The organism is Streptomyces sp. NRRL S-646 (assembly GCF_000720765.1).
Classification (GTDB): Bacteria; Actinomycetota; Actinomycetes; order Streptomycetales; family Streptomycetaceae; genus Streptomyces.
On sequence record NZ_JODC01000003.1, the window covers coordinates 341,131 to 354,387 of the forward strand.

Annotated in this window: 12 protein-coding genes; 4 read left to right on the forward strand and 8 right to left on the reverse strand. The window is 72.1% G+C overall.

What is annotated here, in order from left to right:
* The first annotated feature begins 179 nt into the window (after positions 1–179).
* Positions 180–1,778 (forward strand): hypothetical protein, encoded by a 1,599-nt coding sequence (locus tag IH68_RS0105975; RefSeq protein WP_051833229.1) that lies wholly within the window; start codon positions 180–182, stop codon positions 1,776–1,778.
* A gap of 405 nt (positions 1,779–2,183) precedes the next feature.
* Here IH68_RS0105975 and IH68_RS0105980 read toward each other — a convergent pair whose 3' ends face one another.
* From IH68_RS0105980 to IH68_RS0106010, 7 genes are all read right to left on the reverse strand, one after another.
* Positions 2,184–4,913: a SpoIIE family protein phosphatase gene (locus IH68_RS0105980; RefSeq protein ID WP_030929459.1), complete on the reverse strand. Its 2,730-nt coding sequence runs from the start codon at positions 4,911–4,913 to the stop codon at positions 2,184–2,186.
* A gap of 273 nt (positions 4,914–5,186) precedes the next feature.
* A complete protein-coding gene (locus tag IH68_RS0105985) occupies positions 5,187–5,594 on the reverse strand; it encodes an ATP-binding protein (RefSeq protein ID WP_030929462.1) in 408 nt (135 codons plus the stop codon).
* A gap of 168 nt (positions 5,595–5,762) precedes the next feature.
* Positions 5,763–6,233: a (deoxy)nucleoside triphosphate pyrophosphohydrolase gene (locus IH68_RS0105990; RefSeq protein ID WP_078912340.1), complete on the reverse strand. Its 471-nt coding sequence runs from the start codon at positions 6,231–6,233 to the stop codon at positions 5,763–5,765.
* A 19-nt stretch (positions 6,234–6,252) separates the two neighbouring features.
* On the reverse strand, positions 6,253–6,453 hold the full coding sequence (locus IH68_RS0105995) for an SPOR domain-containing protein (RefSeq protein WP_030929468.1): 201 nt from the start codon (positions 6,451–6,453) through the stop codon (positions 6,253–6,255).
* Between the two features lie 352 nt (positions 6,454–6,805).
* Positions 6,806–7,558, reverse strand: coding sequence for a GntR family transcriptional regulator (locus IH68_RS0106000; protein WP_030929469.1), 753 nt, complete (start codon positions 7,556–7,558; stop codon positions 6,806–6,808).
* 147 nt (positions 7,559–7,705) lie between these two features.
* The gene (locus IH68_RS0106005; RefSeq protein WP_037884580.1) at positions 7,706–8,821 is read right to left on the reverse strand and encodes a DUF4190 domain-containing protein; all 1,116 of its coding nucleotides are present in this window, start codon (positions 8,819–8,821) and stop codon (positions 7,706–7,708) included.
* 113 nt (positions 8,822–8,934) lie between these two features.
* Complete coding sequence (locus tag IH68_RS0106010; protein ID WP_199931845.1) at positions 8,935–9,381, reverse strand: MarR family winged helix-turn-helix transcriptional regulator; 447 nt, start codon at positions 9,379–9,381, stop codon at positions 8,935–8,937.
* A gap of 137 nt (positions 9,382–9,518) precedes the next feature.
* On the opposite strand from IH68_RS0106010, the gene IH68_RS57850 reads away from it, so the two are divergent.
* Positions 9,519–10,499, forward strand: a complete 981-nt coding sequence (locus IH68_RS57850; RefSeq protein WP_234341243.1) for an SMP-30/gluconolactonase/LRE family protein — start codon at positions 9,519–9,521, stop codon at positions 10,497–10,499.
* 16 nt (positions 10,500–10,515) lie between these two features.
* Here IH68_RS57850 and IH68_RS0106020 read toward each other — a convergent pair whose 3' ends face one another.
* Positions 10,516–11,340, reverse strand: coding sequence for an SDR family NAD(P)-dependent oxidoreductase (locus IH68_RS0106020; RefSeq protein ID WP_030929477.1), 825 nt, complete (start codon positions 11,338–11,340; stop codon positions 10,516–10,518).
* 106 nt (positions 11,341–11,446) lie between these two features.
* Here IH68_RS0106020 and IH68_RS0106025 point away from each other — a divergent pair, with 106 nt between their 5' ends.
* Both IH68_RS0106025 and IH68_RS0106030 read left to right on the forward strand, forming a co-directional pair.
* Positions 11,447–12,367, forward strand: coding sequence for a LysR family transcriptional regulator (locus IH68_RS0106025; protein WP_030929479.1), 921 nt, complete (start codon positions 11,447–11,449; stop codon positions 12,365–12,367).
* A gap of 81 nt (positions 12,368–12,448) precedes the next feature.
* On the forward strand, positions 12,449–13,186 hold the full coding sequence (locus IH68_RS0106030) for a VOC family protein (protein ID WP_030929483.1): 738 nt from the start codon (positions 12,449–12,451) through the stop codon (positions 13,184–13,186).
* Positions 13,187–13,257: the final 71 nt, after the last annotated feature.

Consider the following 13,257-nt stretch of genomic DNA (forward strand, 5'->3'; position numbering starts at 1 on the left):
GCCGCCCCTTTCGCAGCCCCTGCCTCTTCCCCCGTGCGATCCGTCTGCTCCATCCCCGCTCCCCCTCGTCGATCCCGTCCCGACCCCACCCGTGTGCACCGGCATTCGCCCGCCACAGCTCCCCCACCCCTGACCCACCCCGGTCGCGCGGCCGCATTCCTGCTCATACGCTCCAAAATGTGACGTCATCCTTGATCCGGGGCCGGCCGCGGCGCGCCACCGCTCACATATCCGTGCGGGTGCTGCACACCGTGGTGGGCGGGCTGGCCGCGGTGGTGTGGCTGGTGTTGCCGTGGATGACGATCAGCAGTGACGTGCCGGTTCCGGCCGCCCCTACGCATCCGGCCGCCGCGAGCGCCGCCGCGCCGGAGCAGGACGGGACGTCGGTCGCCGACCTGGTGCTGCCGCTCGTTGCGGTGGGCGCGGTGGTCGTGGTCGCGGGGTACGGGTATGTGCGGCGCACACGGCGCGCCCGCACACGTACGACGCCCGGTGGTGCGGCCCCCGCCGGGCCCGCCGCATCGCCGCTGTCCGAACTCGACCACCAGGTAAGGGCCTTGCTGGTCGAGTCCGACGACTGGGTGCGCACCAGCCGGGAGGAACTCGGGTTCGCCGAGGCGCGGTCCGGGGCGGATTCCGTGGCGCCGTTCCTGCGGGCCGTGCGGGACGCCGAGGTCGAGCTGTCCGCCGCCTTTCGGATGCGGCAGCAGTACGACGACGGTGTCCCGGAGGACGAGACGTCCCGGCGGCATGCGCTCGCCGGGATGATCGGGCGGTGTCAGGAGGCGGGGCGGCGGCTGGACGCGGAGGCCGCGGGGTTCGACCTGCTGCGTGCGCTGGAGACGGCGGACGGTCTGGGCGAGGCGCTGGAGGTCGCCGAGGACCGGTTCCGTGCGCTGGCCGCGCGCACCGGAGGCGCCGGGGCGACGCTGGCCGACCTCGGCAGGCGGTACGGGGCCGCCGCGGTCGATGCCGTCATCGGGCATGCCGAACAGGCCAAGGACCGCCTGGTGTTCGCCACGACCCGGCTGAACCAGGCCCGCCAGGCGGCCGACATGCAGGAGGCAGCGGATGCGGCACGTCATCTGCGGGCCGCCGAGGGCGCGACAGCCCAGGCAGAGGTGTTCGTCTCCGGCATCGAGCGGCTCGCCGCCGATCTGGCCTCGGCCGCGGGACTGGTGCCGGCCGCGCTCACCGGGGCGGAGGCGGAGCTCGCGGGCGCGCGGACGGGCGCGGGGGACCTCCCCGCCGGTGAGCTGCACGCCCGCGCCGCGCACGCCGACCTCGTCCTGACGGCCGTACGAGAGGAGCTGACGGCCGGGCCGTACGACCCGCTCGGCGCCCTCCGGCTGCTCGTGCGGGGGCTTGCGCCGGTGGGTGTGGGGCGGTTCGGGGTGCTGTCGGTCGCCGCGTCGCTGGTCGCGCGGAGTGCCGTGGCCGAGGCCGACGCCTTCGTCACGACGCACCGGGGAGCCGTCGGGAGCACGGCGCGTACCCGGCTGGCGGAGGCGGAGCGGCTGCTCGCCGAGGTGCCGCCGGACCTGCTCGCCGCCGACGCCCTGGCCCGCCGGGCACGCGAACTCGCGGAACGGGACGTACGGGTGCACGGCAACCCGGTCGCCGGAGCGGCCGAACACGAGACCGGCGCCGCGGGGGCGATCGTCGGCGGGATCCTGTTGGGCGCAGCCACACAGGACGGCCCACCGGCCGGCTTCGGCGGCCCCCGCACCCGGGCCCGGTGGGCGGCACCGGGGTCCCCGGGACAGGCCGCCGACTGACTCCGCCGGACAGACCTTGAGCAGGTCGGTCGAAGACCACGGCGGTTCGACCGCGCCCCCCAGGGGCGCGGGGCTGTGTCGATATGCGGCTCCGCCGCGTGGGGCGCGACCAGCCACGACATGCCGGCAGACGAGCGACGGCCATCGCGGGCCCTGCCGAGAAGCCGCGACGCACAACGGAGCAGTCGCGACAGCACCGCAGCGGACCTGCACGTCGGTACAGCGGCCGCGCCCCGAAGGCGCGGTGCTGTATCCACATGCGGCTCCGCCGCCGAGGGCGCAGGGCTGTGTCGATATGCGGCTCCGCCGCGTGGGGCGCGACCAGCCACGACATGCCGGCAGACGAGCGACGGCCCATTGCGCCCCGCGGCGGCGCGAATCCGCACAGCCCGCGGAGCGCCCCGCTCAGAACAGACTCAGCAGCGCCTCCGCCGGATCCGCCAGCCCCGTCTCCCCGTCCGGCAGCGGCAGTTCGAACCACACCGTCTTGCCGCGTGGGGTGCGGCGGGAGCCCCACGCCGCGCTCAGGAGGCCGACGAGCTGGAGGCCACGGCCGCCCTCGTCGGTGTCACGGGCGCGGCGTCGGCGGGGCTGGACGAGGCCGGAGTCCCAGACCTCGCAGACCAGGGTGCGGTCCAGCAGGAGCCGCAGTCTTATCTCGCCCTCGCCGTACCGCAGGGCATTGGTGACCAGCTCGCTGACCAGCAACTCCGTTGTGTCGACGAGGGGTTCGAGGTCCCAGGACAGCAGCTGGCCGCGGGCGTACTCACGGGCCCTGCCCACGCTGCGCGGCTCGCGCGGCAGCGTCCAGTCGCCGACGGAATCGGCGGGCAGGCCCTGGACGCGGGCCATCAGCAGGGCGATGTCGTCCTCGCCGTGGTGGGTGTCGAGGGTGTTGAGGACGTGGTCGCAGACGTCCTCCAGGTTTCGATGGGTGTCGGCGCGCAGCCCCGTCGTTGAGGGGTGGTCGTCGGGTGACGGGTGGGCGGGGTCGGTGAGGGCCCCTACGAAGGCCTGGAGGCCCTCGTCCAGGGGGTGATCGCGGCTTTCGACCAGTCCATCCGTGTAGAGCGCCAACAGCGCGCCTTCGGGTAGTTCGACCTCCACCTCCTCGAAGGGCTCTCCGCCGACGCCGAGCGGCATGCCCGGCGGCACGTCGAGCATCAGCGCGTCCTCGCCGGGCTCGACCAGGACGGGCGGCAGATGGCCGGCGTTGGCGAAGGTGCAGCGGCGGGTGACGGAGTCGTAGACCGCGTAGACGCAGGTGGCGAGGTACACCTCCGAGAGGTCCGCCTCGCGGGGGCGGCGGGCCGCGCGGGTCGCCTGCTGGACGCCGCCGGGCGCGCCGAGGCCCCGCGCGATCTCGTCCAACGCGCTCAGCACTTCCGCAGGTTCCAGGTCGAGAAGGGCGAGGGTCCGTACCGCCGAACGGAGTTCGCCCATCGCCACCGCCGCGCGCAGACCGCGGCCCATGACGTCCCCGACCACCAACGCCGTACGGTGGCCCGGCAGTTCGATCACGTCGAACCAGTCGCCGCCGACCTCGCTGGGGCGGTCGGCGGAGGAGTTGCCCGGCAGATAGCGGCAGGCGATGTCCAGACCGGAGGCGACCGGGTCGCCCGGCGGGAGCAGTGACCGCTGCAGCATCAGGGCGCGTTCGTGCTCACGGCGGTACAGGCGCGCGTTGTCGATGCAGACGGCGGCGCGCGCCGCGAGCTCCACCGCCAGGTCCCGGTCCCGGTCCCCGAACGGCTCGCTGCCCTTCGTACGGGCGAACTGCGCGAGTCCTACGACGGTGTCGTGGGCGACCATCGGCACGGCCAGCGTGGACTGGACGAGGCCGCCCTCCTCGGCGGGGACGAGCTGGGTGCGGGCGGTGCGCAGGGCGTCCGCACAAGGGGAGTTGAAGGGGTAGTGGTGGACCGCGCCCACGGCGACGGGTGCGCCGCCCCCGACGAACGGTGCGTCGGAGACCGCGCTGGCGAAGGCGACCCGGCGCAGCTCCCCGCTGCCGTCGGCGAGGCCCGGCGGGGTCTCGTCGCCCGCCAGCAGGCCCTGGTAGAGGTCGACCGTGGCGAGGTCGCAGAAGCCGGGGACGACGACGTCGAGGAGTTCGCGGGCCGTGGTCTCCAGGTCGAGGGAGTTGCCGATGCGGGCGCCTGCCTCGTTGAGAAGGGCGAGATTGCGCCGCGCGGCAGCGGCTTCGCGGGCCGCGGCGCGGCGGGAGGTGATGTCGGTTCCGAGCCATGCCACGCCGATGGGGCGGCCGGAGCCGCTGTGCACGCGGTACAGGTTGATGGACCAGTGCCGACGGTCCTCGGAACCCGGCACGAAGCCTGTGACGTGCATGTCCGTGATGGAGTTGCCGGTCTCCAGGACCCGGCGCAGGGTGGCCGCGACCCGCTCGGCCTCGGGCCGCTGCAGATAGTCGTGGACGCCGCGGCCGCGGTGGTCGTCGGGCGTGCCACCGAAGGTGTTCGCAAACTGCTCGTTGACACGGCGGACCCGCAGGTCGGGGTCGATCAGAAGGAAACCGAAAGGAGATTGACCGAAAATCGACTGCGAGGCGGCAAGGTCGGTCTCGATGCTGCGCAGGGTGCGTACGTCGACCACGATGCAGACGGCGGCCTTCTCGCCCTCCTCGGTCCGCGTCGGCATCACATAGACCTCGGCGAGCCCCTCCCGCCCGCTCTCCCCCGCCGCCCCACCGGGCTGCCGGAACGGGACCACTCCGGTCCACTCCCGCCCGTCGAGGATCTCGGCCATCTTGCGCTGACCCTGCTCCCGCAGGTCGTGGTCGATGAACGCCTCGATGGGGTCCATGCCGACCGCGCGCCCGGCGGGGATCCCGAAGAGCTGCTCGGCGCGCAGACTCCACTGGTCGACGAGCCCGTCGGGGCCGATGGAGAAGGACGCGACCTTGATGTAGTCGTAGATGGAGCCGGGCGGACTGCTCTGCCACATGGCGTCACCGTGAGGTGTCCCGTCGGTCCCGTCGGTCCCGTCGAAGGAAGACAGGCCCGTCCGGCCCGCCGTCCCGCTCGTCACATCGGCCGCGGCATCACCCGCGGCCTCCGCCCTCGCGCCGTCCGACGGGTCCTCGGACTCCGTGGCCTTCGCTGGTATCTCGCTCACGCGAACCGTCCCCTCCAGCTCACCGCGTCCGGCACCGGTCACCGGGTGCGGCTGCCCGCAGTATCCAGCACTACGGCGCCGCACAACACGGTGTTCACGATCACAGCACGGTCCCGACGGTTTTCGGTCCCGGCTGCGACAACACTTCCAGTCTTCTAACCAGCCGACACCTCGTCGAATCACCCGCGCCGGACACTGCCACCGGCCTGAACCAGTCGGTCGACAGGGCGGGCGTTCGCGTACAGCGTCCGAAGGGCCGGACCGGGGACCTGCTCAGCCGGGTACGGCGAGTTCGAACCACACCGTCTTGCCCGCCTCGCCGGGCCGGGTGCCCCAGCGGCGCGAGGAGTGGGCGACGAGTTGCAGCCCGCGGCCGCTCTCGTCCTCGGGGCGGGCGACGCGTTCGCGCGGCGGGTCGGGGAGCGGGTCGGAGACCTCCACCAGCAGGACGTCCTGAAGGCCGGCGGGCCGCACGAGGCGTACGCCGATGGGTCCGGTGGCGTGCCGCAGGGAGTTGGTCACCAGCTCGCTGACCAGCAGGGCCGTGAGATCTCCGAGTACGTCGAGCTCCCAGGTGCGCAGTTGGCCGCGGACGGCGGCGCGGGCCCCCCGGACGGCGCCCGGTTCCGCGGGAAAGGTCCACTCGGCGCAGTCGCCTTCAGTGTCGATCACGCCGATCACTTCCCAGGCCCGAGCCCACCAATGTCTGTTTTCGTGGGGTTAGTGGGGACATACCCGATATCCGGCACGCAGTACCGTCCGCCGTGGCGCGCTTAGCTCCGCTGGTGGAGCCGCCCGCCCATGAACTCGGGGGTGCGTGTTTGTCGGGCGACTGCGGGTGCGTTGTGGCTAGTCGCGCCCGCGCGGCGGCAGCCGCAAATCGACAGGGGCCCCGCGCCCCTGAGGGGCGGGGCTTCGCCCCTGCCCCCAGTGGGCGGTCAGCTCACGGACCGCCGGGATGTCCTGGTCCAGCCACGGTACGTCCCAGATCTCGGCCGGGGTGAGCCAGCGCAGTTCGTCGTGGTCCTGGAGGGGTTTGGGAGCGGGGGAAGCCGGGCGCAGGCGGGCCGTCCATACGTGCAGGACGTACGGCGGCTTCAAGGGCCACTCACCCGGTACGCGGGCTACGGCCTCGGCGTCCACGCCGAGTTCCTCGCGCAGTTCGCGTACGAGGGCCGCGTCGGGGGTCTCGCCCTGTTCGACCTTGCCGCCGGGAAGTTCCCAGCGGCCGGCGAGTTCGGGAGGCGCGCTACGGCGCGCGGCGAGCAGGCGGCCGCCGTCGAACAGGGCGGCGCCCACCACCACGATCCGTTCCGTCATGCGTGGGAGCCTACGGGAGTCAGTTGGCCGCGGCTGTTCCGTTCTGCCCGTTCTGACCTATGCGCTCGACCCAGTACAGCTGCTTGTGTCCGCGGTCGTCGAGGCTGTCCGCGATCTTCTGGGCCTCGGCCCGGGTCGCGTACCGGCCCACGCGGTAGCGATTGCCGTTGTCGTCCTGCCGAATGACGAGCCAGGGAAGCGTGATCGTGCCGTCGTTCATCGCGCCCCACCGCTCCTTCCTGCTCCGGCCCGACCGCCCCTCGCCCGCGGTTCGTGCCGTACCCCACCCTCTAAGGAAACCGCAATCCGCATATGCCCGAGCCTACGCCTTACCTTTACGCAGCGAACACGGCTTTTCACAAAGAGGTACGCAACCGGCCAGAACGAGGGGGGCGCACGGACTCGAATGCGCCGCACGCGACTGTCGACGCATCCGGTCAGCGGCATCCCGGGCATGCGCGGGGCGACCTGCGAGAACGGCCAGATTCCACCGGCAAAGGGGCGGGCTCCGAGGGCGCGCGGAGGGGGTCGTACGGAGGGGGCGGCGGGGTCAACTGCCGTAAAGGTGTGCGCTACTTCACTGGGAGGTGGTACGCCACGCGGTAGCGATCGGCGGGGATGACGACGTCGGCCGTCTCCACGGGGCGGCCCGAGGCGAAGAAGGTGCGCTGGATGACCAGGACGACATGACCGGGGACGCCGCCAAGGGTCACGAGCTCCTCGGCGAGGCCGGGGCGGGCGCCGACCTCCTCGGTGACGTTGTCCACGATCACGTCGATCGCCGCCATGCGCTCGACGACGCCCATGCCGCCGAGGGGGCCCTCCTCGGGGAGCATCACGGGGGTGCGGCCGGTGACCGCGAGGGGCTCCCAGGAGGTGGAGAGCATCATCGCCTCGCCGGCCTCACGGAAGACGTACCTCGTGCACATCACGCGGTCGCCGGGCTTGATGTCGAGCCGCTCGGCGACGCAGCTGCTCGCCTGGGCCTGGGCGCTGTTGGACTCCCAGGTGCCGCGGCCCTCGCCGTCGGCCTGCTCCTGGCGGAAGGGGGTCGCGCCGCCGGCCGGGCGGAACCCGGAGCGGGCCACGCTGCGGGGCACCGGCCGCTCGCGGACATATGTCCCCGATCCGGAGCGGCCCTCGACCAGGCCCTCCGCCATCAGCACCTTGCGCGCCTCCAGCGCGACGGTGTCCGAGACGCCGTACTCCTCGCGGATCCTGGCCTGGGACGGGAGGCGGGTGTGCGGCGGCAGCGAACCATTGACGATCTTCTTGCGGAGATCACCCGCGACACGCAGGTACGCCGGCTGCTCACCGAAAGTCACTGGCCGCTCCCATCAGCTTGTACAGACAGCAACAGCCTGGCAACCGAGGGTTGTGCCGTGCAAGCAAAGGCCAGAGAATCACTCGATGTGATGACATGTGCCCACGGAGGGCTTTACGCAGGCACTTTCTCCCCGCTATGGCCGTGGTCACACCTCGAACTCGGAGCCACCTCCGGTGCCGTCCCCACCGTCCTCCTCGTCCCGGGATTCGGGCGGGGTCGCAGCCAGGCCCAGAGCCTTGCGGGCGGTGACAGCACGGTCGGGTGTCGAGAGCGCCATGACGAGGTCGTAGTGCTCGTAGAAGCTGCTCGCGTCACCGGCCTTCGCGGCGCGCGCCCATTCCTCCTGGCGCGCCGCGACCTCCTTGGCGACCTTCGCGACCGGTGTCCTGGAACCGGCCGGCCAGGGGTGGTCGCCCAGCGTCCGGGCCTCCTCGGTGAGCGCGGCCGACATCCGTCCGGCCCACTGGCGGCTGGACAGCAGATCGTCGTCGGGGCTGTCCGGGGGCTGCCGGTCCAGGGCGGCGTTCTCGATGTTGACGGCCTTGAGATAGGCGACCTGATCGGCGTCCAGGGTCTGCTTGTCGTTGCGCAGCGAACCCTTCAGACCGGCCTTCTCGTCGGTGTTGCCGAACAGGCAGGTGACCTCGCGGTCGCCGTAGCGCCAGCTCTGCCGGCTCGGCGTCAGGTAGTACACGTCGACGTCGTCGGGCACGGCCCAGGCGTCCATGGCGTAGCCGTAGCGGAGCGCGTAGCACCTGGCGTCGGCGACGTCCGTGAGCCTGCCGTCGCCGGGGTAGGCCGCGCCGCCCGTCATGCGGAAGGTGGCGAAGACCTCGGCGTCGTGCAGGCCGCTGCAAGGCACCTTGTCGACGTCGTAGGCCATGCCCTCCAGGGATCCGCTCGGGGAGTCGAAGCACTCGCCCTCGGTGAGGGAGTAGGCGCTGCCGTGGTCGCGTGCGGCGCCCTTCACCCAGGCGTCGAACGCGGCGCCGCCGACCGGTACCGCCACCCACAGCACGAGCCCGAGTCCGGAGAGGACCGCACCGGTGACGGCCATGCCCCTGCCGCGTTCGCCGGTCCTCCTGATCTGGCGCAGTGCGACCAGCCCCAGCAGCAGCCCCAGGGCCGGCACGCAGCAGAGGATGCCGAGGACCAGGGCGGCAATGGCGACCCCGTTGACCGGCGCGGGAGCGTTGTACGGCCGGTAGCCCTGCCCCCAGGGCTGGTACGGGTACGGGCCCGGAGGCGGGGGTGTGGACACGGCTGCCGTGCTCCTGGTTCGGATGACTGACGCACAGAACTGACGTACGAAACTGACGTACGACTGGGCGCATGGTAAGCGTGCGGTGAGGAAAAGAGGACCCCCGGCCTCCGTTACGCCCGCCCGCGCTCCGTCTCCAGCAGTGCCACGCACCGCCCCAGCAGCCCGGCCAGCGCCTCGCGTTCCTCGTCCGTGAACTCGGCGGCCAGAGCCCGCTCGACGCGTACGGCGCGGGCGTCCGCGTCGGCCATCACCGCGCGGCCCTCGTCGGTGAGGCGGGTCTCCAGGACGTTCTTGTGCCACTCGTGGGGGGTGCGCTCGATCAGGGCGCGGTCCTGGAGGTTGTTCAGGACCGTGTTCATCGTCGGCGGGGTGACTCCGCACAGGCGGGCCAGGGCCGCGGCCGAGATGCCGGGGTTCTCGGAGAGGTGGAGCAGTGCCGAGTACTGCGCCACCGTCACACCGGCCGGCTTGAGGACGGCCGCCTTCGTCGCGCTGAGAGCCTGTTCGGCCCGCTTGAGGTGGGAGCCGAGGCGCTCGGACACGGGCATGGACGTCATCTCCGCATGGTAGCGGCCCCTTTCAACGGTCAACATGCAGCCATCCGTTAATGCATTGACGATGATTAGAGTTCTAATCTACGTTCATGCACACAAGAGAGTGAGTACCGAACCGACCCGAAACGAGAGGCACCGACGTGTCCCGTTCGATCCACCGCCGTACGTTCCTGACCACCGCCGCCGCGCTGGCCGGCGCCGTGGCGCTTCCGGCGACGGCCGCCCGGGCCGCTGCCGCACCCCGCATCAGCACGGCCTTCACGCTTCCCGAAGACCGCGCCTACCCCGAAGGCATCGCGCTCGACGCGCGCACCGGCGACGCCTATGTCGGCTCGTACACGACGGGTGCGGTGTACCGGGCCGCGCGCGGCAGCCGCGCGGCCGAGGTCTTCCTCCCGTCCGGCACCGACGGCCGTACCACCGCCAACGGCCTGAAGGCTGACCGGGCCGGGCGTCTGTGGGTCATCGACTCCACCTCCGGGGTGGACGTCTACGACCTGCGCACCCGCGCCCTGCTCGCCCGCTTCACCGTCCCCGGCGGCGGCCCCTCGTTCGTCAACGACCTGGCGCTCGGGCCGGACGGCACGGCCTACGTCACCGACAGCTCCCGCCCGGTGGTCTACCGCGTCACCCCGGCCGACCTGGGCCGCGCCCGCGGCGGCAGCGCGACCCTCGACGCCGCCTACGACCTGAGCGCCGTGGCCCCGTCCGACGGGCTCTTCCTCAACGGCATAGTGGTCGACCCGTCGGGGCGGTACCTGCTCGCCGTCGGCATGACGGGCGGCGGCCTGTACCGAGTGGGTACGGTCTCCGGTTCCGTACGCCAAGTGGCCCTGAAAGGCGGCGACTTGAAGCACGGCGACGGTCTGGAGCTGGGGCACGGCACGCTGTGTGCCGCGCACAACGCCACCAACACTCTCAGCCGCTGGCGGCTGTCCCCGGACGGCACCTCGGCCCGCCTGGAGCGGCAGTTCACCGACACCGCTCTGCAGACCCCGACCACGCTCGCCCGCACCCACGGCCGGCTGCTGGTCGTCCGCTCGCAGTTCGACAAGGGCGGCCCGATGGGGCCGGGAGTGCCCGAGGAGCCGTTCACCGTGGCGTGGGTGGACGGGATCTGAGGCCCGGTCGGGCGGTTCAGTCGCGGAAGCCCGTGCGGCGGGTGCGCTTCTCCCAGGCGAGGACGTCGTCGCGTACCTGGTCGAGGTGGTCGAGGACCGCACTCACGCCGTCGTCGCCGAGCGGCAGGCGCAGCGGGGTCTGTCCCGCCTCCAGCGCGGCCAGGATGAGCGCCGCGGCCTTGGCCGGGTCGCCGGCCCGCTCGTCGAAGCCGGCGTCGACCATCGCGCGCGTCCCGCCCACGGTGGCGTACGCCCCGCCGTCGGCGCTGGCCTGCGTCCCGTCGTACAGCGACGTACGGAAGGCACCCGGCTCGACGACGAGGACCTTGATGCCGTACTCGGCGACCTCGCCCGCGAGCGCCTCGGACATGCCCTCCAGGGCGAATTTCGTTCCGCTGTACGCCGAGAACCCGGGGTAGGACGTCTGCCCGCCCATGCTGCTCATCTGCACGATCGCGCCCGAGCGCCGGGAGCGCATGTACGGCAGTACGGCGCGCACCAGGGCGGCCGGGCCGAAGACGTGCACGTCGAACAGGGCGCGCAGCTCGTCCTCGGTGGTCTCCTCGAAGGCACCGACATGGCCGCGACCGGCGTTGTTGACCAGGACGTCTATCCGCCCGTGCCGCGCCACCACGTCCCGTACCGCAGGTTCGGCGGCGGTCGTGTCCGCGACATCGAGCCGCAGCGCCTCGACCTGGTCGGGGTGGGCGGCCACGAGGTCGTCCAGCCCTTCGGGCCGCCGCGCGGCTCCGACCACGACGTCACCGTCGGCGACCGCCGCCTCGGCGACGGCCCGCCCGAGTCCGCTGCTGGCGCCGGTGATCAGCCACACCTTGTTCACGAAGACCCACCCTCCCTGGCCAATGCTCGGAGTGACTCCCTGAGCACCTCGTGAACCAGGCTGCTCCTGTGGCGAGTTGCCCGTCCAAGACCTACGGTGATAACCGATGGCTATGACGGCGGACGTTCATGTGCGGGACCTGCGGTACTTCGTCACGGTCGCCGAGGAACTGCACTTCACGCGCGCGGCCGAGCGGCTGTACGTCTCGCAGCCCGCACTGAGCAAGCAGATCCGGGCGCTGGAGCGGCAGTTGGGGGTGGAGCTGCTGCGGCGCGACCGGCACGGCGTGGCGCTCACCGCGGCGGGCGCGGCGCTGCTGCCGCACGCCCGGCGGGTGCTGGACGCGTGGGCGCAGGCCGCGTCCGTGGTGGCTCAGGCGCGGGCCGCGCAGCGCAGCACCCTGGTGGTGGGCATGAGCACCAGCCCCGGCCGCGGCGGTCTGCTGCCCGCGATCCGCTCCCGCTTCACGGCCTCGCATCCGGAGGCCGCGGTCCGTCTGCGCCAGGTGAGCTGGGACGACCCGACCGCGGGCCTGGCGGACGGCGACACGGACATGGCTTTCGTGTGGCTGCCCCTGCCCGGCCAGGACCGCTACGCCTGGACGGTCGTCGCCGAGGAACCCCGCCTGGTCGCCCTCCCCGACACCCACCCCCTCGCCTCCCGCCCCGAGATCGACTTCGCGGACCTGGCCGAGGAACCCTTCCTGGCCCTCCCGAAGAGCGCGGGGCCGCTGCGGGACTACTGGCTCGCGGTCGAGGAACGCGCGGGCCGGCTCCCCCGCATCGGCGCGGAGATCGCCAGCACGGAGGAGACCTACGAGGCCCTGGTCGCGGGCCTCGGCGTCTGCCTGGTGGCGGTGGGCAACGTCCCGCTGATCACCCTCGGCGGCGTGGTGACCCGACCCGTCCGCGGGCTCACGCCCAGCCGGTACGTGCTGGCCTGGCGAAAGGGTGACCACAGGCCGTTGGTGGGGGCGTATGCGGAGGCTTGTCGGCAGGTGACGGAGCAGGTCCCCGGAGGCGGGTGAGCCTGTCCTCGTGGAGCCTTCGTTCACAAGGACATCCGATCGCGGCGGCCCGAGTAGGCGGCGGCTTCTAGGATCTGCGGCATGGCAACCAGACTCGTGCAGATCAATATGAAGGCCCGGGACGACTCCGCGCTCGGCCGGTTCTGGGCGGAGGCACTTGGTTGGGGTGTCGACAGCGAGGGACCCGGCGTCACCAACCTCGAACCCGTGGGTTTCGCCTACCCCGATCCCGTGGCCGTCTGCATCGACATCATCGCCCGTCCGGAACCCAAAACAGTGAAGAACCGGGTGCACCTTGATCTGGCCACCACCTCGACCGCCCATCAGGCGGAGTTGGTCGCGCGCTTGAAGGATCTCGGCGCGGCGACTGCCGACGTGGGTCAGGGCGACGTCCCCTGGACGGTCATGGCCGACCCGGAGGGCAACGAGTTCTGCGTCCTGGAGCCCCGCCCGATCTACCAGGACACCGGGCCGATCGCCGCGGTGGTGGTCGACTGCACCGACCCACGGGGGATGGCCCGGTTCTGGGGCCAGGCGATGGACTGGACGCTGCACGAGGTCACCGACGACCACGCGACCATGCGCTCCGCCAAAGGCGTCGGCCCCTACCTGGAGTTCCTCCGCACCCCCGACACCAAGAGCGGGTGGAACCGCGTCCACCTGGACGTCTGCCCCTACCCCGGTGACGACCTGGGAGCAGAGGAAGCCAGACTGCGCGCCCTGGGCGCCACCGACCCTGGTATCGACCAGTCCGCAATCCACTGGAGGGTTCTGGCCGACCCGGAAGGCAACGAATTCTGCCTCCTCACTCCTCGCTGACCCTTGAGCAGCGGCTCCGGCCGGTTCCGGGTCAGCGGCGAAGACCACGTGGCGTCAGCGCAGACCGGCAA